20 protein-coding genes are annotated in these 20,408 nt (G+C 58.7%); 11 read left to right on the top strand and 9 right to left on the bottom strand.

From position 1 onward, the window contains the following. The first annotated feature begins 463 nt into the window (after positions 1-463). On the top strand, positions 464-766 hold the full coding sequence (locus ACZ5C3_RS09410; protein WP_464037140.1) for a hypothetical protein: 303 nt from the start codon (positions 464-466) through the stop codon (positions 764-766). A 119-nt stretch (positions 767-885) separates the two neighbouring features. On the opposite strand, the gene ACZ5C3_RS09415 is transcribed toward ACZ5C3_RS09410, so the two are convergent. Beyond that, positions 886-1,059, bottom strand: coding sequence for a hypothetical protein (locus ACZ5C3_RS09415; RefSeq protein ID WP_464037141.1), 174 nt, complete (start codon positions 1,057-1,059; stop codon positions 886-888). 302 nt (positions 1,060-1,361) lie between these two features. Here ACZ5C3_RS09415 and ACZ5C3_RS09420 point away from each other — a divergent pair, with 302 nt between their 5' ends. Next, complete coding sequence (locus tag ACZ5C3_RS09420) at positions 1,362-2,312, top strand: oxygenase MpaB family protein (protein WP_464037143.1); 951 nt, start codon at positions 1,362-1,364, stop codon at positions 2,310-2,312. 25 nt (positions 2,313-2,337) lie between these two features. On the opposite strand, the gene ACZ5C3_RS09425 is transcribed toward ACZ5C3_RS09420, so the two are convergent. Further along, positions 2,338-2,628, bottom strand: a complete 291-nt coding sequence (locus tag ACZ5C3_RS09425; RefSeq protein ID WP_464037144.1) for a hypothetical protein — start codon at positions 2,626-2,628, stop codon at positions 2,338-2,340. 219 nt (positions 2,629-2,847) lie between these two features. On the opposite strand from ACZ5C3_RS09425, the gene ACZ5C3_RS09430 reads away from it, so the two are divergent. Continuing rightward, positions 2,848-4,389, top strand: coding sequence for a S10 family peptidase (locus ACZ5C3_RS09430; protein ID WP_464038304.1), 1,542 nt, complete (start codon positions 2,848-2,850; stop codon positions 4,387-4,389). A gap of 200 nt (positions 4,390-4,589) precedes the next feature. Next, positions 4,590-5,639 (top strand): SAM-dependent methyltransferase, encoded by a 1,050-nt coding sequence (locus tag ACZ5C3_RS09435; RefSeq protein ID WP_464044671.1) that lies wholly within the window; start codon positions 4,590-4,592, stop codon positions 5,637-5,639. A 193-nt stretch (positions 5,640-5,832) separates the two neighbouring features. Here ACZ5C3_RS09435 and ACZ5C3_RS09440 read toward each other — a convergent pair whose 3' ends face one another. Continuing rightward, on the bottom strand, positions 5,833-6,213 hold the full coding sequence (locus tag ACZ5C3_RS09440) for a hypothetical protein (protein WP_464037149.1): 381 nt from the start codon (positions 6,211-6,213) through the stop codon (positions 5,833-5,835). Positions 6,214-6,627: 414 nt separating this feature from the next. Between ACZ5C3_RS09440 and ACZ5C3_RS09445 the strand changes: the two genes are divergently transcribed. The 4 genes from ACZ5C3_RS09445 to ACZ5C3_RS09460 all read left to right on the top strand — a co-directional run bounded on the left by ACZ5C3_RS09445 (position 6,628) and on the right by ACZ5C3_RS09460 (position 10,065). Continuing rightward, entirely contained in the window at positions 6,628-7,656 is a 1,029-nt protein-coding gene (locus ACZ5C3_RS09445) for a class I fructose-bisphosphate aldolase (RefSeq protein ID WP_464037150.1), read from the top strand. Positions 7,657-7,897: 241 nt separating this feature from the next. Beyond that, entirely contained in the window at positions 7,898-8,107 is a 210-nt protein-coding gene (locus ACZ5C3_RS09450; protein WP_464037151.1) for a dodecin family protein, read from the top strand. Positions 8,108-8,416: 309 nt separating this feature from the next. Next, positions 8,417-9,004: a hypothetical protein gene (locus ACZ5C3_RS09455; protein WP_464037153.1), complete on the top strand. Its 588-nt coding sequence runs from the start codon at positions 8,417-8,419 to the stop codon at positions 9,002-9,004. Positions 9,005-9,129: 125 nt separating this feature from the next. Next, the gene (locus ACZ5C3_RS09460; RefSeq protein WP_464038305.1) at positions 9,130-10,065 is read left to right on the top strand and encodes an NADP-dependent oxidoreductase; all 936 of its coding nucleotides are present in this window, start codon (positions 9,130-9,132) and stop codon (positions 10,063-10,065) included. A gap of 34 nt (positions 10,066-10,099) precedes the next feature. Here the strand turns inward: ACZ5C3_RS09460 and ACZ5C3_RS09465 are convergent, their stop codons facing one another. Next, positions 10,100-10,543 carry a MarR family winged helix-turn-helix transcriptional regulator gene (locus tag ACZ5C3_RS09465; protein WP_464037155.1) on the bottom strand — a complete coding sequence of 148 codons (444 nt, stop codon included), beginning with the start codon at positions 10,541-10,543 and terminating at the stop codon, positions 10,100-10,102. A gap of 165 nt (positions 10,544-10,708) precedes the next feature. Between ACZ5C3_RS09465 and ACZ5C3_RS09470 the strand changes: the two genes are divergently transcribed. Continuing rightward, positions 10,709-11,293: a DUF308 domain-containing protein gene (locus ACZ5C3_RS09470; RefSeq protein ID WP_464037157.1), complete on the top strand. Its 585-nt coding sequence runs from the start codon at positions 10,709-10,711 to the stop codon at positions 11,291-11,293. Between the two features lie 88 nt (positions 11,294-11,381). Here the strand turns inward: ACZ5C3_RS09470 and metG are convergent, their stop codons facing one another. The 3 genes from metG to ACZ5C3_RS09485 all read right to left on the bottom strand — a co-directional run bounded on the left by metG (position 11,382) and on the right by ACZ5C3_RS09485 (position 15,517). Then, entirely contained in the window at positions 11,382-13,082 is a 1,701-nt protein-coding gene (metG, locus tag ACZ5C3_RS09475; protein ID WP_464037158.1) for a methionine--tRNA ligase, read from the bottom strand. A gap of 498 nt (positions 13,083-13,580) precedes the next feature. Next, positions 13,581-14,738, bottom strand: coding sequence for a hypothetical protein (locus tag ACZ5C3_RS09480; protein WP_464037160.1), 1,158 nt, complete (start codon positions 14,736-14,738; stop codon positions 13,581-13,583). Between the two features lie 293 nt (positions 14,739-15,031). After that, positions 15,032-15,517 carry a PaaI family thioesterase gene (locus ACZ5C3_RS09485; RefSeq protein WP_464037162.1) on the bottom strand — a complete coding sequence of 162 codons (486 nt, stop codon included), beginning with the start codon at positions 15,515-15,517 and terminating at the stop codon, positions 15,032-15,034. A 338-nt stretch (positions 15,518-15,855) separates the two neighbouring features. On the opposite strand from ACZ5C3_RS09485, the gene ACZ5C3_RS09490 reads away from it, so the two are divergent. Next, entirely contained in the window at positions 15,856-16,389 is a 534-nt protein-coding gene (locus ACZ5C3_RS09490; protein WP_464038306.1) for an invasion associated locus B family protein, read from the top strand. Between the two features lie 62 nt (positions 16,390-16,451). Here the strand turns inward: ACZ5C3_RS09490 and ACZ5C3_RS09495 are convergent, their stop codons facing one another. Beyond that, the gene (locus tag ACZ5C3_RS09495) at positions 16,452-17,402 is read right to left on the bottom strand and encodes a GlxA family transcriptional regulator (protein ID WP_464038307.1); all 951 of its coding nucleotides are present in this window, start codon (positions 17,400-17,402) and stop codon (positions 16,452-16,454) included. A gap of 146 nt (positions 17,403-17,548) precedes the next feature. On the opposite strand from ACZ5C3_RS09495, the gene ACZ5C3_RS09500 reads away from it, so the two are divergent. Further along, entirely contained in the window at positions 17,549-18,265 is a 717-nt protein-coding gene (locus ACZ5C3_RS09500) for a DJ-1/PfpI family protein (protein WP_464037164.1), read from the top strand. 66 nt (positions 18,266-18,331) lie between these two features. On the opposite strand, the gene ACZ5C3_RS09505 is transcribed toward ACZ5C3_RS09500, so the two are convergent. Then, complete coding sequence (locus ACZ5C3_RS09505; RefSeq protein ID WP_464037166.1) at positions 18,332-20,206, bottom strand: peroxidase family protein; 1,875 nt, start codon at positions 20,204-20,206, stop codon at positions 18,332-18,334. Positions 20,207-20,408: the final 202 nt, after the last annotated feature.

Genomic DNA, 20,408 nt, shown 5'->3' on the forward strand with positions numbered 1-20,408 from the left:
GTAGATCGTTTTTTTGCGGGCGGCTAGCCGAAAGCACGAAGACCTTTTTCCGATGCACGTCAGCGATGCTGACACTGAATCCATCGTCTGTGGTGGAGAGCGTTGACCAAGACCACGGCTACACCGACCGTGAAGCAGACAATTCAAAATTGATACGAGTTTTGTTTTCAGCCGCGTATCGACGCCGTCTGTTTTGATATCGTTCAACGATATTTCGATGGCATCACATATTTTGCATCTCATGGCGCAGAGCGGGTGTTACTCACGCTTGCGCAATCCACGCGCTTCGCAGCCTTCATGTGGTCGCTGTTCCCCTTGCAGCTTTCATTCATCTTTGTTGAGAGAGATTTTCGTCTCAGTTGTTCCGGAAAAAAATCTATGAGCTGCAAATTCATGTCGCCCAGTTCCGGCAACCACTGCGCGCTCGCGCTGTTGACTCTCCAAAGATGGAAAGGAGTCAGGCATGCGAAAGATAGCGTTCACAGCTGTAGCAGTTGCGGCACTCGCGACCGCCGTTGCAAACTCACCAGCGGAAGCGCGTGGCGGGCGCGGCGCGGCAGGTGCGGCCATCGGTTTAGGGTTGGCTGCAGGCGCCTTGGGTGCGGCAGCGGCAGCTAACTCAGGTTATTACGGGCCGGGCTATGGTTACTATGGCGGTGGACCATATTACGGCGGCTCATACGCCTATTACGGTGGACCAGCCTACTATGGTGGTGGTCCGCGGTATTACCGACATCGCTATTATCGTCACCGCCATTACTGGTAAAAAAGACTGGCAAACAAAAGCCCGGAGCAATCCGGGCTTTTTTTTAAATAATTTCCTTTTGTCTGAGTCAGACATCGTTATCGGGAAAGTTCGCCGGCCCGAGAGGCACTGCAAGCGGCTTACTTGATGATCCCGATCATTCGCCGGATGAGGGTTTTCACATTGACCCTTTTCTTCTTCGGGACCTTGACCGAGAGACTTCCCTTAACCCCGTCTGGTGTGGAGAAGATCGCGAAATACGATCGCACCTTCTTGTCCTTCGAACGCATCAGCCTCGTAATAACGGAATACATGGCGGGCTCATTATCGCGCTAAGTATTTGAGAAAAAGGCCTATGGGGAAGGAGGTTGCCATGTTGACGTGGCGTTGTCGAATCCGGGCTCTTGCAAGCATCCACCCGCAATTTGACAGGGTTAATGGCGCCCGTTCATCGTTGACAATTGGATGGAGGGTGCGGCGCCTGCTTTCGCAAGCGAAGCTCCAGCCCTATATTTGCCGCCACGAAATGATTTCTGACCGCTTGTTCACTATCGTCGGCACCGCCGCTTGCAGCGGCGTCAATATGTCTCGCTCCCAGTTGCGAAGGGTTGTGTAGTTGGTATCCCAGAGCGAACTGAACGCTGCGCTTGATTTGGTCCGGGCTAACGCCGCGGGCTCGGTCGAGGGTATCTTTGGTCCGGCCTCGGTGACATGGCGGGTGGACCGGGAAGCCGTGATCTTTTTGGGCGCCGGTCGCGCGTTGCTGCTTCAGCTGGCGCATCCATGGGTTGCCGCCGCCATCGCTGAACACTCGCGAACGTTTGCGGACCCGATTGGCCGCTTCCATCGCACCTTCGATGTCGTTTTCACAATGGTGTTCGGCTCGCGTGACCATGCGCTTGCCGCTGCGAGACGCTTGTATCATCGTCACGCTGCGATCGTCGGTGTCATGCCGGAAGCAGCCGGTCCGTTCGAAGCCGGCTCGACCTATCGCGCGAACGAGGTTTCAGCGTTGCGCTGGGTTCACGCGACTCTCGTGGACACCGCTCTCATGGTGCACGATCTTGTGTTGCCTCCTTTGTCGCTCGAAGAGCGCGAGCAATATTGGACTGAGGCCCGGCTGTATGGCGCGTTGTTCGGTTTGACACCGGACGACTTGCCGGCGGATTGGGCTTCGTTTGTCACCTACAACGCCGCCATGATGCAATCAGATGTTCTGACCGTCAGCAGCGCCGCGCGCGATGTCGCCGGACAGATCTTCACCGGTGGACGGCCATGGTTGCGGCCACCGCGATGGTACAGGACCATCACGGCGCAGATGTTGCCGGATCGACTACGCAAAGAATTTGGCTTCATCATTGACGAGCAAGATCGGAAAGTTGCTGATCGCGCGCTGAACCGGATACGACGCATCTATCCCAAACTGCCTGCACGCATTCGCACCGTCGGTCCCTATCAGGAAGCCCAGGCGCGGCTGCAGGGGAGGCCGCAGCTCGACTGGGTGACCCGATGTCTCAATAAGGCCTGGATCGGACGGCCACACGTGGAAGACATTTGGAACAAATGAAGCGCGCCCCAATGCGCTTCGCGGATCAGTGTTTGCTCGCAAGCGAGATGACAACGCCTGTCGGTTCGGGGTCGTGCACGCGCAAGCTCGTCTGGGTTTCGTCGCTCCAGAGAGCAATATTAACGATCTCGCCGGCTTCAGCTTCTCGTTCCGATGTTGCGGCGGGCTCAAGAACGTTCAGGCCGTTGTTGTTTAAGAAAAAAGTGTGATCGCCAAACAGGCTGTTCAATTGGGGAACCGCCGGGTGACTTTCGGGGAGGACCTGAGCATCGAACTGGCTGAGGGTTCGGGTGACTTGGTCTGAATTCAGTTTCATCGGTTTCCCTCCTCAAGATTTCGGCGCAGGACAAATTCCCGCGCGTCCCCGGCAGTTGCAACCTTCCGCCGGCGCGTGCGGCACTTAAGTGCCTTGGGAGTGAGTTCAAGGTCGAAATCGACAGGACTCATAAGATCGCCGAATTGACATATTTTAGTCGGGGATAAGATGACAGTCGAACGAGGAACGATGATGCCTAACGCCCGCGTCATGATCTCAGTGATCCTTCTTGCGTGTTTCCCTCACCTTGCGCAGGCGCAAGACGCCGCGCCACCGGTCGCCGGCAGTTCTGAGAAGCCGCAGCCCACCAGCAAGACCGAGAAGCCGGGTCAGCAGAGCAAGCCATCGCCGGGCAGCTCATCGCCAGCGGGCGTGCTCGGCCTATTGCCGGCCGACTCGGTGACGGAACATGTGCTCACGATCGGCAATCAGACACTTTCGTATAAGGCGACCGCCGGGACGCTGAATCTCTACGGACAGGACGGCAACCGATCGGCCGCGATTTTCTACACCAGCTATGTGGCCGATCGCCAAGGCGCGGATCGCCCGCTGACATTCGTCTTCAATGGCGGACCGGGCGCGGCATCCGCTTTCTTGAACCTCGGCCTGGTGGGTCCCAAAATTCTCGATTTCGGTCCGACAGAACGGGACGCAGCCAACGCCAGACTGGTCGACAACCCGCAAAGCTGGCTCGCCTTCACTGATCTGGTGTTAGTCGATCCGGTCGGGACGGGCTGGAGCCGTGCCGCCAAACCTGATGAGGCGAAAGACTTCTACGGCGTGCGGCAGGATGCACAGGCGATTGCCAAGACGATCGCGCTGTACATCGCTCACAACGGCCGCATGTCGTCTCCGATTTACCTGTTCGGCGAAAGTTATGGCGGTCTTCGTGCGGTGAAGGTCGCGGGCGCGCTTCAGCAGGATCAGGGGATCGCTGTATCAGGCATCGTGATGCTGTCGCCGCTGATCGAGGGGCCGCTTCTGTTCAGAGCCAATCACTTCGCGTTGGGGGCGGCGCTGCAGCTTCCATCGCTGGCAGCCGCAGAGATGGAGCGCCGGAAGACTTTTTCAAAAGACGGCGTGGAAGCCGCCGAACAATTTGCGATGCATGATTTCCTGACCACGCTCGCTGGCCCGCCTCCGAAAGGCGCAGCCGCAGACACGTTTTATGAACGCGTTGCCAAATTGACAGGCTTGCCGATCGAGATGATCCGCCAAACCCGCGGCTTCGTGCGCGACGAATACGTCAAAAATCTGCGGAAAGGGGATGGCGCTGTTGTCAGCCGCTACGATGCCGCCTTCGCCGCGCCTGATCCGTTCCCAGAGTCAGATACAGCGAAAGGCGACGACCCAATTCTCGATGGCTTCGTTCGCAGCTACGGAGGCGCCTTCGTGCACTATGCCCGTGAGCAACTCGGCTTCAAAACCGAGATGACGTACATCCTTCTCGGCGATGGCATCAACGAGAAGTGGGATTGGGGGCGGGGCGCTCGTTCCCAAGTCAGCGCCAGCGATGATCTGCGGCAGCTTCTCGCTCTGAATCCGTCCATGCGGGTTCTGATCGCCCAAGGGTACAGCGATCTGGTCGTCCATTACGCGGTCAACAAATACGTTGTCGATCATCTGCCGGACAACATCAGCGCTCGCGTGGCATTCAAAGTCTATCGTGGCGGTCACATGCTTTACACACGGCCGGCTTCGCGGACTGAATTCACGGCCGATGCCAAGGCGTTTTATGCCGGTCGAGGCTCTGAGCGCTAACGCACTGGCCGCGCATAGCTATTTGTTGTCGCGGCTGGAACCACGAGGCTCTTCTTGCGTCATCCATTAACGACGCATCTCTCTTGTACTCTCCAAGACGAGCATATTAGCATATCAGGGACGGTGCTATTTGGCCGTGCCTGATCGACATTAACAGTCTCTATCGTTTTCAGAGTGTTTCAGTGGGTACAGGAGTAAACTTGAACATTGTTCTGACGTTTCTGTTTATCGTGGCGATCGTCATCGCGCTGTTCGTGGCCTACAACATACTTCATTACGTACTTTTTCTCCTAGTGACCCGGCCGAAGGACGCAAGCACGATCGGTCATGCGTTGAATGAATTCGAGCAACGTCAACTGATCGAGTGGACACCGAAGCCGGACGACTTTCTCAAACACGACGATCAGCAGCGCACATATGATGACCTGTTCGGAACGTATCGCGACGAGGAAGCGAACTACAGCACGTGCATTTTTCCACGCGCGCCATTCTCGCGCCCCTATGAAGCTGAATACGCTCTTCTGAATCTGAAGGACGGGATGCGGGTGCTGGATCTCGGCTGTGGATCGGGGGCTGCGGCGTATTACCTCGCCAGCCGTTGCAACATTGAAATCGTGGCCGTGACCAATTCCTCCAAGCAAGCGGAGATCTGCCGGCGGAAATTTGCAAAGCTCTCCGGGCGAGGGCAGGTGATCGTCACCGACTTCGACAGCCTCGATCTTCCGAACGAAACCTTTGATGCGATCTATTCGCTCGAATCCATCGGCTATTCGAAAAACCTGGACGCGTGGCTGCAGCGCTGCTGGCGGATGCTCAAGCCGGGAGGAAGACTGCTCATCCAGTCACCGGGTGCGCTGGATCATTGCCGGCGTAAAGAGGATTACCACAACGTCACCGCCTTCTTCGAAAACTGGCGCTACAATTTTGTCGGCGCCAATGTTCTCGTCTACAAGCTGCGGCGGCTCGGCTTCGGCCCGATCCGTTATCGGCGGCTGCCATTCTGGGCCTGGGGTCTCACATGGAATTTCCTGCAGCATCTCGTGCTGTGGAAATACAAACTCAAGATGCGCACATTCGTCGAGCTCGAATGGATCATCTGGCGCAGCTCGAAGGTGTTTATCTTCGGCAACCCGTACAGCACGGTGCTGGCGACCAAGCCGGAGGCTGCATCTGGCTCTGAGCAGGTCGTTTCATCCCCGGAAGCACTATCTTCAGAAACGCTAAGTCGCGTTGCTCAAGCCGGTCACTGAAGAGATCGCAAAGCAGCCTCTGCGAAGCAAGCTCGGCGCCTGAGCGCCGAAATTGCTCCACTAAAGCGCGCGCCGAGACCAGGATGAATCGTCATCGCGCTTTAGGGTATTGTTTGAGCATGATCTTTTCGGAAAACCGCTACACACTTTTCCGGATCATGCTCTCGCGATCAGTCCAGATCGCGGTCAAACATCAACTGCACACCTGAACGGGACGGACGCGCCATCCATGTGTGGTGTGCACGCGTCGCTGAATCACGTAGCAATCACCATTGTCGTCGTAATAGTCATTGTACGCATACGGATAGCCGTAACCGTAACCGTAATCGTCATAGGCATAAGGTCCATAACCAAAGCCGCCGAAGCCGAATCCGCGCCCGAAGCCGCGACCGTGAAATCCACCGCCATGGAAGCCGCCACCATGGAAACCTCCGCCTCCAAAGCCGCCACCACCATGGAAACCGCCTCCGCCGCCGCCATGGCCGCCTCCGCCGCCACGCGCCTCCGCCATGGTCGGCAAAGCCAAGCCGACTGAGGCGACTGCCAATAACGCGATCATTGTTTTACGAAACATAACCACTCTCCGTCAGGAATTGCCTGTACCTCTGAGGTGGGTTCGTTTTCAAAAATCGCTACGGCTCTGGAGAGGCTCGTCACTCAACTCTCCGCGACTGATATCTGACTAAATTTTAATTCAGCGAGAGGTCGTCTGCACGGCTGCGATGAAGGGCATCTTCTGTGCGGATGTCATGCGATCAGAAATCGTGTCACAAAAAATCCTACCGGGGTACTTGCGCAAAGAATCCGGTGTGCGATCGGCTCAAGCAGCTCGAAAGCCCTTCGGCCGGAGGTAAACCGGGTTACCGGCGTTAATGTGAGTATGGTTTGCCGACGGGTTTTTGTGCTAACAATACCCAGCTTCTCATTGCCATGCTGTGCCGGCTTGTGAACTTGGGGAAAGCTGCACCGCAATCACGCGGAGGCTGAAATGAATCTTGCTGACCTCAACAAGGTTGCTCAAGCCCTCGTCGCGCCGGGCAAAGGCATTCTTGCCGCGGACGAATCCTCCGGCACGATCAAGAAACGCTTCGATGCGATCGGCGTGGAGTCCACCGAGGACAACCGTCGCGACTATCGCGAAATGCTGTTCCGCGACACGGACGCGATGTCAAAATATATCTCCGGCGTCATCCTCTATGACGAGACCATCTGGCAAAAAGGTAAAGACGGGACGCCCCTGGTCAAACTGATCGAGCAGGCGGGGGCGATTCCCGGCATTAAAGTGGACGAAGGCACCCAGCCGCTGCCGCAGTGCCCTGGCGAACTGGTGACCGTCGGCCTCGACAAGCTCTCGGAGCGGCTGAAGAGGTATTACGAGCAGGGCGCACGTTTCGCGAAATGGCGCGCGGTCATCGATATCGGCAAGGGCATTCCAAGCCATACTGCGATCCACACCAACGCGCATGCGCTCGCACGCTACGCAGCGCTGTGTCAGGCCGCGCAGATCACACCGATCGTCGAGCCGGAAGTTTTGATGGACGGCGATCATGACATTGGCCGCTGCTACGAGGTGACCGAGGCCGTTCTCAAGCAAACATTTCAGGAGCTTTACGACCAAAAGGTCGCGCTCGAAGGCATGATCCTGAAGCCGAACATGGTTGTACCTGGCAAGAAGAATGCGAAGCAGGCCTCCGTTCAGGAAGTCGCGGAAAAGACCATCCGGCTGCTGAAGAATTGTGTGCCGTCGGCGGTACCGGGCATTGCGTTTCTGTCCGGCGGTCAATCTGACGAGGAAGCGACCGCGCATCTTGATGCGATCAACAGGCTCGTCCATCAGCCGTGGAAACTGACGTTCTCCTATGGCCGTGCGCTGCAGTCCGCGCCACAGAAAGCGTGGGCGGGCAATCCCGACAATGTGCGGGCGGCGCAGCAGGCCTTTACTCATCGCGCGCGCATGAACTCGCTCGCGAGCATAGGCGAGTGGAGTGCAGATTTGGAAAGTAAGCGAGCGGCGTGAGCTTCCTCGTTTCAATGGAGGCGACTCTTGCTGCGCTTCACTGGTTGAGAGTCCGAGGTTCTGTAATTTTGCTCGTTAGCGATCTGTCCCGATAGCAGGCTTTTCTGCTGGGGCACGTCGTTGGGTGTCCTTTATGTGAGTCATTTGGATATTAGTTCTGGACGAAGTTATTGCTGTCGATATCATCCCACCGTTGCCGCAAGCCTGCTTTCTCAACAACACGTTAGAACAGGAGGACTTCATGGCTGAGAGTGTTTACAAGGTCATCGAATTAATCGGAACCAGTACCGACTCTTGGGAAATGGCAGCTAAATCAGCCGTCGAAAGGGCTGCAAAAACGCTTCGTGATCTGCGTGTTGCCGAAGTCGTCGAGCTTGATTTGCAAATGAATGACGGAAAGATCGAGGCCTATCGCGCCAAGCTCAAGGTCTCGTTTAAATTCGAGGGTTAGGATCTCGAAAAATTTCAACGCCAGCTGATGTCCGGAGCAAATCGGACATTCGGGTTCGTCTGTGCGAAGTACGCAAACGTCGAAGGCTGCTCGATCAGCAGCCTTCGATATATGCGCCACTGTGATCAGCGCGGAGCCTGTCGACCGGCTTCGCTGCCTACCGGTCAGTGATGACCCGAGAATTCGGTTCCTCCACAGCTAGACGATTTACCGCACGGCACATCACACAATCGCCATCGCGCGATGAGCAACTGTCGTTTCATGAGTCCTTTTCTTGCTTGAACGAACCCGCAGAATGAGGGATCAGAAATGACAGCCAGATCAAAGAAAGACAAGAGGAGCGCTCCGAAGGCGGACAAGCGCGCTCTCGATGCATCTGTTGAAACGATCAACGAAGCGCAACTTGAGGCATCGACACACGCGGTGCGCGAGGCTGCTCTCGACATATCTACGAAAGCGATCAGTCATGATCCATTCGAAGTAGCCGCAGACGCGGTGAGTGAGGACGCCCGCGGCGCATCTGCAAGTGAGGACGCTCCCAGCGCGTCTGTTGTCACGATGTCATTTGATCGCCCACCTGCCAGCGAGCTGGACGAGAAGGTGCTGACGCCAAGCACAAAATCTGACAAGCAGGAGAGTACGGTCCTCCAGAATCTATTCCTGGAATGGTTCGAGTTTGCCGGTATGCGGCTGAGCCAGCATGTGCATCTGATCCAGACTCTTCAGGACTGCCGGTCATTACCGGATTTGCAGCAGGCTTACAGCCAATTCTGGCAGAACGCATATACTCAGTATGGCGAGGAAACACAGCGCATGCTGCGGATGACGCGGGGAGCGGTGGACCACGCGGCTCGTGCGGCACATGAGGGCAGTGCGCCGCAAGCCACGCTACATTAGGCGGGCCGAACCGGCATCGCATGCGGCCGACGCGCGCTTCGCGACGGCCGCTTTGCCGTGAATGCGAGCAGACCCTCGCCGTCATAAGGAGGTTCAAGATGACCAGTCCCTCCGCTCCTGCATCGATGAAAGCCTGGCGTGTGCACGCGTTCGGCCCGCCGGACGCGATGATCCTCGATACGGTTCCGAGGCCGGATCCCGGTCCACGCGAGGTGCTTGTCCATGTTCACGCAGCAGGAGTGGGTCCCTGGGACAGCTGGATCAGGGCCGGCAAGAGCGCGTTGCCGCAGCCGCTTCCTTTGACGCTCGGCTCCGATCTGTCGGGAATTGTGATGGCTGTGGGCCCGAACGTTTTTGGCTTGGCTGCCGGAGATCAAGTTTTCGGCGTCACCAACACTCAGTTTCTCGGCGCTTATGCAGAGTACGCGGTGGCCTCCGCAGGGATGATTGCGAGGAAGCCAACTTCACTGAACTATGCTGAAGCGGCGTCCGTTCCGGTTGTCGCGGTCACGGCGTGGCAGGGCCTGTTCGATCATGCTGGCCTGGAAGCGGGGCAGACCGTCGTCATTCACGGCGCTGCAGGCAGTGTTGGCGCTTACGCGGTTCAGCTCGCGCGGCGTGCTCAGCTGCGCTCCATTGCGACGGCGGGGACCAAGGACATCGCGTATGTGCGGTCGCTCGGTGCAGACCAAGTGATCGACTATCATACCCAACGCTTCGAAGATGAGGTCACGGACGCTGACACGGTGTTTGATCTGGTCGGGGGCGAGACGCAACAACGCTCATTCCAGGTTCTGCGCCCGGGTGGCAAGCTGATCTCCGCCGTATCCCCACCTGATCAAGAGCGCGCGAAACAGCACGGTGTCACCGCAGCGTTTTTCCTGGTTGAAGTGACGGCCGAGCGTCTGCACAAAATCGCCGACCTGATTGATCGCGGTGAACTGAAAACACATGTGGGCGCGGTGCTGGCTTTCTCCGCTGCGCGGGATGCTCACCTGATGTTGGAGCACCAGATGCCGTCACCGAAAGGAAAGATCGTTCTCGACGTAGAAGGGGCCTAGCCACCGCAAACCACAACGGATACCTCAGTTGATCTTAAGAGGGGTTCTTTTCAAGAAAGTGGTTCACGGCCTCGCGGAAGGCACGGACTTCTCCATTGAGATCGATCAAGCGCTTCGGTGTCATACCCGCGGCCGCAAACAAGGTTTCGCCCAGGCAGCGTGCTTTCTCGCGCAGCCGCGTTCCCTTCGCCGTGAGGCTGACGACGACCTGCCGCTCGTCTTCGGGATTGCGCTTCCGCACCACGAAGTCAGCCTGCTCGAGCCGCTTCACGAGTGGCGTGATCGTGCTCGATTCCAGCGCCAGCCGGTCGGCAATGGCGCCGACGCTTTGTGCGCCGCCTTCCCCAAGCGTGCTCAACACAAGGTATTGCGGGTAGGTGATCTCCAATGCGTCGAGCAGCGGCTTGTAAGCACGGCCGATCGCCATGCTGGCGCCGTAGAGAGAAAAACAGAGCTGCTGATCCAGGGTGAGTTCCACGGCAATCCTCGCGTGCGATCACAAGATTGTATATCGCGATAAATAATTCTGGACACGTCGCCAATCAAGCCCCATAAATATATCGCGATAATAATTATCGCAATATGTATTTGGGGCCGCGTAGCCGCGGGATGGTTTCGGCCTCACTTGGTGATGGAGACAGACATGACGACGACGACAGGCAATCTGCAAAACGCTGGTGCGCAGGCGGATTTAACAGGGAATTTGGCGCGATATTATCTGGTCCGGGCCATTGTGGCCGCGGCGTGGGTGGCGGCGGCGGTGGCCGTCGGCCGTTCAAATGCCACAGCCGAGGCGCTGTTGCTGGTCAGCTATCCTGCGTGGGACGCATTGGCGAACTGGTTCGATGCTCAGGTCAGCGGTGGTCTCAGGGCGAACCCGACGCAGGCGCTGAACGTCGCCGTCAGTCTCGTCGCCGCGATTGCTGTTGCTGCCGCCCTGCAGGTGAGCATGAATGCCGTGCTCGCAGTGTTCGGGATCTGGGCGATCGGAGCGGGATTGGCCCAACTGGTCACTGGCGTTCGCCGCTGGCGCGCGTTCGGCGCACAGTGGGCGATGATCCTAAGCGGAGCGCAGTCGGCGCTTGCCGGTGGGTTGTTTGTGGTGCGAGCGGGCGGCGCCAAGATTCCGACGATCACTGATGTGGCCCCTTACGCAGCCTTCGGTGCGTTTTACTTCCTGGTCTCGGCTGTCGTGTTGATATTGACCAATCGGCGGCGCGCCGCGTGATCGCTGCGACGCGCAGTGTAAATCCGTACGATTGTAAAAATGAGGCCGGCAGACGCGTTGTTGCCGGCCTCATTTTTTTCCCAAGACCTCAAAATTGTTTGTGGTGTACTTCGCCGCAGAAACGCTGGCGGTTTTGCTCAGCCCAGTCGGGCCCAAGCTTTTCAAACAGCGGACCAGGGTTCTTGAGACGTCGTCCTTCCGGAATCCGAAGGAGGTCAGCCTTGGATGGGAAAGCCGGGACGTCGCCGTCGAGGTCTCCAAGTGCGGTCAGGACGATTTCAGCTGTGCTGGGAATGATCGGCCACGCCGCACGGGCGCAAATGCCGATGAGGTTGATGGCCGTTCTGATCGTCACTGCCGCGTCGATTGGATTGGTTTTGATCAAGGTCCACGGTGCGCGTGTCACCAGATAGCTGTTGGACAGTTTCCAGATGGCACGAACGGTATCGGCGATTTTGCGTAAGGCCAATGCATCGTGATGAAGGCGCAGGTCATCGATAAGCCTGTGGAGTTCGTCTTCAAGCTTTCGTTCTTCAGGTCCATGATTGCCACCGGCTGGGACGGTGGCATCGTAGCGCGTGGACACGAAGCTGAGCACGCGTTGAACAAGGTTTCCGAATGTATCGGCGAGATCATGATCGATGTCGGAAGCGAAACGCGCGAATGTGAAGTCAGTGTCGCTGCCTTCCGGCGCGTGCGCCGTCAGCCACCATCGCCAACGATCTGCGGGCAGAAGATCCAGTGCCTGGTCGAGGAATATGCCCCGTCCGGCGCTGGTCGAAAACTTCCCGCCTTCGTAAGTGAGCCAATTCACGCCTTTGATGACGTCGACCGTCTTCCAGCCCTCGCGGGATCCGAGCAGGGTGCATGGAAAGCTCACGGCGTGAAACGGCACGTTGTCCTTGGCCAGGAATTGAACGTACCGCACGTCGCTATCCTCCAACCACCACGAACGCCAATCGCGATTGTTCGGATGTCTCTCGGCCCACTCCTGTGTGGCTGCAATGTATTCGATCGGTGCGTCGAACCAGACATAGAAAACCTTGCCTTCGAAGCCAGGCTTCGGGACCGGCACGCCCCATGTGAGGTCGCGCGTGATGCATCGATCGCGAATGCCTTCATCCAGCCATTTCCGCGCAATCGAGGACACAAGCGGCGGCCAATCCGATCGAGAGGCCAGCCATTCGCGCAAGTCACCTTCGAGAGCGCTCTGGCGGAGGAAGAGGTGGCGGCTTGGCCGCAGCTCCAGCGCTGTCGATCCGGAAATCGCCGAGCGTGGCGAGATCAGATCCGATGGATCGAGTGGACGCGTGCAAGCTTCGCATTGATCGCCTCGGGCTCGGTCGGAGCCACAGTGAGGGCACGTCCCGATCACATACCGATCGGGGAGAAAGCGGCCGTCATCGCGGCTGAACACTTGCTCGAGCGTTCGTTCCTCGATGAGCCCGTTGTCCTCGAGACGTGCGAAGAAATGCTGAGTGAGGGCGCGATTTTGAGGAGACGACGATCTGCCGAAATGATCGAAAGAGAGCTGGAAGCGGCTGTAGATGTCAGCCTGAATACGATGCAGCTTGGCGCAATAACTCGCGACATCGAGGCCTGCCTCCGCGGCTGCAAGTTCCGCGGGTGTGCCGTGTTCATCCGTGGCGCAGATGAAGAGTGTCTCGGCGCCGGTTTGACGCCGGTATCTGGCGTGGATGTCGGCGGGAAGAAGCGACCCGGCAAGATTGCCGAGATGCTTGATGCCGTTGATATAGGGTAAAGCGCTGGTGATGAGGAACTTGGTCATGGTGCACTCCGTTGGGCGAAAAGTGCGGACCTGGTGTCCCGGTTCTGACATTCGTATCAGCTTGCGGCTGGCTCGTTTACGAATGTCAGAACCTAAGGGACACCAGCAAAAATATGAATCTAGTGCGGCTTTGGATCTGACGTTCGTATGATGGACCAGCGGTTAACACTGATACGAACGTCAGATCCGCCGCACTAGAATCAAAAAGCCCCCCGCAGGATGGGAGGGCTCGGGGTCCGCTTCGACCGAACGGCGCGCATGCGCCTTTAATCCCTCCAGCATGTCTCCTGCGGGGCGGGCATTCGCATCTTGGCGCGTGCAATCTTTGTATGTGCAGCGAAGTGCATCATTCATTCTCCTGAGGGCTGTTGTCTTACAGCCGACTTCGCTGAAATGCAATCAGGCGGCCGCAGAGCGGAGACATATTGAACGACTGGCAGACGGCAAGTCCGGCGCTGTCAGTCGCTCCTGTTGTGATGGAGATTGGTGCGCGTCCGGTCAGGGCAGCTTTGCAGCCACTATCCTGGCAAGTTCGTTGACGCGCCGTGTGCCGTCATCATGCAGATCACGATCACGATCGCCGCCACTGACCCGGACCTCCAGCACCAGACGCCCCTTGCGGATGACAATCGAATTCATGATGCTGCTGCTTGCCTCGTCGCCAAGTCCGGGGACGTCGGCGCTGCCGTCGCCGGTATTGCGGGCGATCTTGTAGTATTTCTTCGACAGGTCGTCGTTCGCCGCCATATTGGAGATGCTCACGCTGGCGTCATAGACGGCAAATCGTTTTTCTCCCTTGATGATGTCGGTCCGGCTGGTCGAGTAAATGCAGCGGATCGGCTTCGGCAAGGTCTCGACATGGTCGATGCGTGATTCATGCCGGAGTTGAGCCATGATCTTGCGCGGCGGATCGATCTTCATGTCGGCGAACACCGAGTGGACGTCTTCGGGCGTCAGCAGCGCGCAGGCATCCGGCCATTGGTCTGATGGGGCTGCGGACGAGGTCCGCGTATCCTCCGGGATATCGACGCTGCCGTTTGTCGCGACCGGCGCGGAGGCGTCGACCATACCGGTGCCCGGCTGCCAGCGTTTGGCTGCCTGCGTGGCAAGCGCGATGACATTGGGCCGTGTCTGTGGCGAATAGGTATCGAGGTTGACGACATAGATCAGGTCGCCCTTGCGAACGCGGGCCGTGATGGTGAAGTCCGACGTCTCGAGAAATGCTTCGTCACCAAGGCCGGTCAGCGGCTCGATCTTGTGGTTCAGTTTTGGATCGGCGTTCACCTTCTCGCGGGTCGAACGCATCGAGGCGAACGTCGCAGCCGAGCCTCGCGGACCGTCGATCTCGCCGCCCCACAGCACGGTGTTGAGGCTCGCAAACTTGGTCAGTTCCGACTTCGATGTCGGACTTGGGACCTTGACCGTATACATGCAGCTCTCGTTGTATTGCGGGCCTTTGAAGATCGGGCTCAAAGTTGGCCCCTTGCTATCCACCGGACGACCGGGGAAGAGCGCCTGAAGATCGGCTTGCGTCAGCAGCTTGCATGCATCCGGTGCGCCCGGTTTCGCCGGGGCAGGAGTCTGTGCAGAGGCTGGGATGGCATTGAGGCAAACGAGAATTGAAACAGGCCAAACAACAGAATGCTTGAACGACATTGGAGAACCGCTCCTTGTAGTTTCTTGTTCTGGCTGCGCCATCCACCGAGCGGGAACTCGATTGAGACATGGCACGTGCTGCGACTCGCCGAAATATCGACGAGGAGCCGGACTATTCAATTCGGCCAAGGAGAAAATGAGGCAGCGATGGGTGCAAAAACTTCACGCGCACGGCATGCGTGACGTATTTCCTTCATATGATGACCGGTTCGCGAAGCCCTCGAATCCGGCAAACGCGCGCAGCGGATTGCTTGCCCGATGACGAATCTCGTCAGCGCCAAACGCGGCTGTGTTCAGGCTGCAGCACCTGCCTTAAAGACGAAAAACGTCGCCGATCCGTGCGCCACCAAATTTCCTTTGCTGTCGAACACGCGGCCTTCGGCCGAAGCCGTGCTTCTGCCGGAATGCAAGACCGTTGCCTCGCAGCGAATGACGCCAAGCGCGCGCACAGGTTTGATGAATGACACATTCAAATTGATCGTCGAGTAGGCATAGCCCGCGTCCAGCATCGTGTGCGCCGCGCAGCCCATGGTCGTATCCAGCAGCAATGATGCCCAGCCGCCGTGCACGACGCCGATGTGATTGTTGAAGCGGTGGGACGGTGTTCCTTCGAACGTGACCCGGCCGCGCTCAACCAGCGTCGGATTGACGTTGGTGATGTCTGCGAATGGGGGAGGCGGCACTTTGCCGTTCAAAAGCCCCTGGATGATGTCCAGTCCGGGCAGGCGGCTTGCGAGTTCGAGCGACATCGCCTCCGGCGATTGAGATGACTGTGTCACAGGATTTTCCCTCAAGCTAAATCGTCTGATCTATTGTATTACGATGATAATATAATGGACGAAGGGACGTCAATCAATGACCCCGCTAGTCGAGCTTGAGTGCGTTGGCGTTATTGGGCAGCCCGCGCCGCTGCTGGCGCCGGTGTCCGCAACCCTTCATCATCGCGACATGAGATATGTTTACTCAGCGGAACCTGATAGACAGGGCGTCGCTGCTGCCCCGTGGAGCGTCGACTTACCGAAGCGGTCCCCGGCGGCGTGGCGGCACCAACAGCCGGCATCAAGCCATGCCGGCCAGCAGGACGATGAAGGCAATCAAGAACATGACGTTGAAGACAATGATCGCAGCGCGGCGCGCCGGCCTGCGCAACTTATTGCTCGCTAGCGCGGTATTCGCGGCCTCATCAGTCACGGCAGCGCCGCTGCCGAACGGGGCGGGCTCGCTGACCGAGAGCTATCAGGATTGGGTCGTCGCCTGCCAGGCACAGGCCAACAATGCGGCCGGCTGCGTGATGCGGCAGGTGCAGAGCAATCCCCAGACCAATCAGACTGTGCTGACCGTTGAATTGCGCAACGCCGCCGGGGGCAAGCTCGAGGGCGCTTTGCTGATGCCGTTTGGCCTCGCGCTCGCCAAGGGCGTGGTCCTCAAGATCGATGAAGCCGCGGCCGGCGGGCTGGCGTTTTCCACCTGCCTGCCGCAGGGCTGTTTGGTGCCGCTGAACTTCGATGGCGCTCAGGTTGCGAAGCTGAAAACCGGCACCGCGCTGAATGTCAGCGCGACAGGCCAGGCCCAGGCACAGCCGGTGGAGCTCAAGGTCTCGCTCAAGGGCTTTCCCACCGCGCTGAACCGGATCACCGAACTCACGAAATAGGGACATTGATCGCGTCCGCTTCTCACCGGACGCGAACGTCCTTCCGCGCGCGATCTGCAGTCTCACGCACTGAAGCGCGCGCGGTAGTCCTGTGGTGTCGCCGCGAGCAGACGCAGGAAGCTGCGCCGCATCGTCTCCTCAGAACCGAAGCCGCAGCGCTGTGAGATGCGTTTGATCGGAAGCCTGGTCTCGGAGAGCAACCGGCGTGCGGCCTCGACGCGCAGTTGCTCGACGGCGCGGGCAGGCGTGATGCCGGTGGCGTCAACATAGTGGCGGCTGAAACTGCGTTCGCTCATGCCGGCGCGCTCGGCCAGCACCGGCAGCGAGATGTCGTCGGCGAGGTGCTTGCCGATCCACTCATGCAGGGCGCCGAACTTGTCGTCCGCAGTCTGCAGCGACAACGCGGCGCTGAACTGCGATTGGCCGCCGGGACGTTTCAGGAAGACCACGAGTTGGCGCGCAACCGCCAGCGCCATTGTCCGTCCGAGATCTTCCTCGACCAGCGCCAATGCGAGATCGATGCCGGCGGTCACGCCCGCCGAGGTCCAGACCTCACCATCCTTGATGAAGATCGGATCGGCTTCGACACGAACATTCGGAAAGAGCCGTCCCAGTTCATCGCAATGCCGCCAGTGGCTCGTCGCGCGCCGTCCTTCGAGCACGCCGGCTGCCGCCAGTATAAAGGCGCCGGTGCAGACTGATGCGGTGCGGCGCGCTTTCGCGGTCCGCTTGCGCACCCATTCGATGGTGGCGGGATCGGTGGCAGCTTCACGGACGCCGGGACCGCCAGCGATCAGCAGCGTGTCGAGCGATACGCCGGTGGGAGAGAGCGGATGCGTCGCGAGTTCGAGTCCGGCAGAGGACGTGACCGGCATGCCGCCGCGCGCAACCACACGCGGCGCATAGGGCCGTGTTCCACCTGCGCTGACCGCGAGCTCGTTGGCCGTTGCGAACACCTGCAGAGGGCCTGAGGCGTCGAGCAATTGTACCGATGGAAAGACCAGTACTTCGATCGCGCGCGTCTTGATCGCGCGTAACAGTGCGCTGCGCCTCAAAGACACGGATTTTTGGTCTGGCGGGAAACGAGGGGTCTTTGGCATTTCCGCCAGAGCGTGCCCGATTAGGCTCTGCCTGTCCATTGTAAATTACGAGGCTAACCATGATCCCGCATGACCAACATCTGAAGATCGGATCGCTGCTGTTCGAAGGTCTCGACCAGATCGATCTCACCGGTCCGTTCGAAGTGCTGTCTCAAATTCCGAATTCGACCTATCGCCTGTACGGCCTCACCGAAGCGCCGGTGCGCGACTTCCGTGGTTTGCGGCTTGCGCCCGATGCGTCCATTGCCGACGCGCCGCAGCTCGATGTGCTTCACGTGCCGGGCGGCCGCGGGCAGGAGGCTTTGATGCAAAACGCAGACGTGCTCGGCTGGCTGCGCGAGCAGGCGCGGCATGCGCGGATCTTCTCGGTCTGCACCGGCGCGCTGCTCGTCGGCGCGGCGGGGCTGTTGATGGGACGGCGCGCCACGACGCATTGGGCTTCGTTCCACCTGCTGCCGCATTTCGGCGCGATCCCGGTCGATGAACGCGTGGTCATCGATGATGACTGGGTGTTTGCCGCAGGCGTCACCGCGGGCATCGACGGCGCACTACGTCTCGCGGCTGATTTGCGCGGTGAAGATGCGGCGAAGGAAATTCAGCTGCAAATGGCCTATGCGCCGGAGCCGCCATTCGACAGCGGCACGCCGGAAACGGCGCCGCCAGCCGTACTGCAGAGGGCCAAGCAGGATATGGCGGCGATCGTTGCGCGCCGGGAGGCGACGGCGCGCCGTGTCGCCGACGTGCTTGGCGTCAAAGTTCTTGCGGTGACGCCGTAATTAGATCTTAGCGAATGTCCGCCTCATGCTGAGGCGGACATTGCAGTTTGCCCCCCTGACCGGGGCTTACGCGAAGTCGCGATCGTGCAAGTTGTTCGGCTTCACGCCCACCAGGTCGATGGTGTCGTTGCCGACGTGCAGGAGCGTTCCGCCGTGATGATCGGACGACATCTGGACGTGCGCGTCGGACAGTATCTGCAGCTTGTCCACTTTCGGGTTGTAGTCGGTGATGGTTGCGGTGCTCTTCTGGTGACCTTGGAAATACTCACTGTTGAACACAAAGGTGTCGGCGCCTTTTCCGCCGGTCATGGTCATCTGTCCGGCCGCTGCAACCAACGTGTCGTTCAGTTTTCCGCCGGTCAGCGTATCCTTGCCCGGAGATCCGACCACGAGTTGCGCCATGCCCTCGGCCGCTTCTTGTCCTTTGGGGTCGACGCCGCCGAGCGTGCCGCTGTGCCGTTCGGTGGCGACAAACGCATCGCTCTGCATGGCGGTGGTATCGGTGTTGCGCATGATCAAGTCGGAGAGGGTGGTGTGCTTGATCTCGTTCAACGTCTCCTTGTCGAACTTCTGGTTCTCGAAATAGAACTTGTCGCCGTCGCGTAACGCCGTGAACTGATCGTCGATGATCTTCGCGAAGGTCGACCCGATGACGGCTCCCGGCGCATGATTTTCCGACAATCCACCGGTCCACAGATCGATGGCATCGACGTTGCCATAGGCTTGCTTCAGTGCCGCCGCGGCCTGCGGATCGGACGTAATCTGATCGAAGCTGGTATAGGGCGTTAGCCCCAGCGCCTCGCGGGTCTGGTTCAGCGTGCCGAGCCCGAGATCATGGGCGCGCTGGATGTTGATGGCTGCGAGATCTATGCCGGCGGGAGGATCGACGAGGAAGTTGCGCAGGCCATCGATAATGTGGGCGTCGATCTCGTTGGCCAAATCTCCTGCGAGATGCCGGAGCAAGCCGTCCGTGCCCATCGCCACGTAGCCTGCTGTATCTGTAAAGAACGATTCAGCGAGCGTCTGCTCCGACGTGACGGCGCCGATGTTATTGGTGGCTTCAATCCCGTCCGAAACAACGGAGTGACCAAAGCGAAAAGCCGCCCCTGCAAATTCTTCGCTGATCCGCGCGTCTGCGTTGGGATTATAGCCGCGATAGGGGGCAATGGCATTCTCGCCCAACAGATGCGGCAGGAACTCGCTGTAGGTGATGTTGACCATCTCGGCTGTGGTGATGGCTTTGGCTGTCTCATACAGCTTGTCGCCGCTCCACTTTGGATGTTCCTTGTGCAGCTGGTCCACTTGATAGTTATGCTCGCGCACGAACAGCACCTGCAGCGCGGTGAGGTCCGGGTTCTCCTGCGCGCGCACGTCGCCGGCTGCAAAGACCGGGCCCTGATCGCTGTTGACGATCGGCAGATTATCGCCTGCTGAGACTTTCATATGGCCGTCGGCTGTCCGCAAACTCTTTGCGATGGCCGGGTCGGATCCGTAGATCTGTGATCCGTCGAACCAGCCTGTGACCGTATTGATAGCGGTTGCCGGATGTCCCTCAACACCGGTTGCAGGATCGATGGCCACACGCGTCAGCGGAATAGTGCTGCCGGGCTCCAGAAACTTGTCGTCATCAGGAACGGTGATCGAGATATCCGTGGTCGTGCTCGTCTTTTGCAGATCCAGATCGTGATCGATGAACTGGCCCCATGCATACATCATGCCTGACAACGCAACGCCGCTGTCATCTATCAAATGCGTTGCGTCCTCTGGCTGCGCCACAACAATGTTGCTGATCTCGCGCGGGTTCGGCCCTTCCGTCATTTCATTGAAGCCATCGGCGAAATTCGCCGGGCCAACACGCGTGAAGTCCGTGTTGGCCTGGTTCATGGTGGAATCTGCAGAATTGTTGTTGGAGCCGTCGATTGTTCGGAACCGAATTGCCATGGATTACCCCTCCCTCAGAGGTTTTGTCGTTGGCCCCAGTCCCTCGTGTGGTGGTTCAGAAATCCGATTCATTTTCTTCGTACGTTCTTCAAGCGAACTTCGGATTCCGCACACTTATTATCGACTGCCCGTCAGATGGCGCTTTCATGATTCATTGTGATCGTCGCGTGATCGTTGAGTGACATCACGCAAGCTTTTCGGC

This window comes from Afipia dichlorophenoxyacetatis, from assembly GCF_055386385.1.

What these genes read in the sequence shown, in the direction of transcription:
- ACZ5C3_RS09410 (WP_464037140.1), top strand. Translation starts at nt 464, where the DNA reads ATGCGAAAGATAGCGTTCACAGCTGTAGCAGTTGCGGCACTCGCGACC.
- ACZ5C3_RS09415 (WP_464037141.1), bottom strand. Translation starts at nt 1,059, where the DNA reads ATGTATTCCGTTATTACGAGGCTGATGCGTTCGAAGGACAAGAAGGTG.
- ACZ5C3_RS09425 (WP_464037144.1), bottom strand. Translation starts at nt 2,628, where the DNA reads ATGAAACTGAATTCAGACCAAGTCACCCGAACCCTCAGCCAGTTCGAT.
- ACZ5C3_RS09440 (WP_464037149.1), bottom strand. Translation starts at nt 6,213, where the DNA reads ATGTTTCGTAAAACAATGATCGCGTTATTGGCAGTCGCCTCAGTCGGC.
- ACZ5C3_RS09445 (WP_464037150.1), top strand. Translation starts at nt 6,628, where the DNA reads ATGAATCTTGCTGACCTCAACAAGGTTGCTCAAGCCCTCGTCGCGCCG.
- ACZ5C3_RS09450 (WP_464037151.1), top strand. Translation starts at nt 7,898, where the DNA reads ATGGCTGAGAGTGTTTACAAGGTCATCGAATTAATCGGAACCAGTACC.
- ACZ5C3_RS09455 (WP_464037153.1), top strand. Translation starts at nt 8,417, where the DNA reads ATGACAGCCAGATCAAAGAAAGACAAGAGGAGCGCTCCGAAGGCGGAC.
- ACZ5C3_RS09460 (WP_464038305.1), top strand. Translation starts at nt 9,130, where the DNA reads ATGAAAGCCTGGCGTGTGCACGCGTTCGGCCCGCCGGACGCGATGATC.
- ACZ5C3_RS09470 (WP_464037157.1), top strand. Translation starts at nt 10,709, where the DNA reads ATGACGACGACGACAGGCAATCTGCAAAACGCTGGTGCGCAGGCGGAT.
- metG (WP_464037158.1), bottom strand. Translation starts at nt 13,082, where the DNA reads ATGACCAAGTTCCTCATCACCAGCGCTTTACCCTATATCAACGGCATC.
- ACZ5C3_RS09480 (WP_464037160.1), bottom strand. Translation starts at nt 14,738, where the DNA reads ATGTCGTTCAAGCATTCTGTTGTTTGGCCTGTTTCAATTCTCGTTTGC.
- ACZ5C3_RS09490 (WP_464038306.1), top strand. Translation starts at nt 15,856, where the DNA reads ATGATCGCAGCGCGGCGCGCCGGCCTGCGCAACTTATTGCTCGCTAGC.
- ACZ5C3_RS09500 (WP_464037164.1), top strand. Translation starts at nt 17,549, where the DNA reads ATGATCCCGCATGACCAACATCTGAAGATCGGATCGCTGCTGTTCGAA.
- ACZ5C3_RS09505 (WP_464037166.1), bottom strand. Translation starts at nt 20,206, where the DNA reads ATGGCAATTCGGTTCCGAACAATCGACGGCTCCAACAACAATTCTGCA.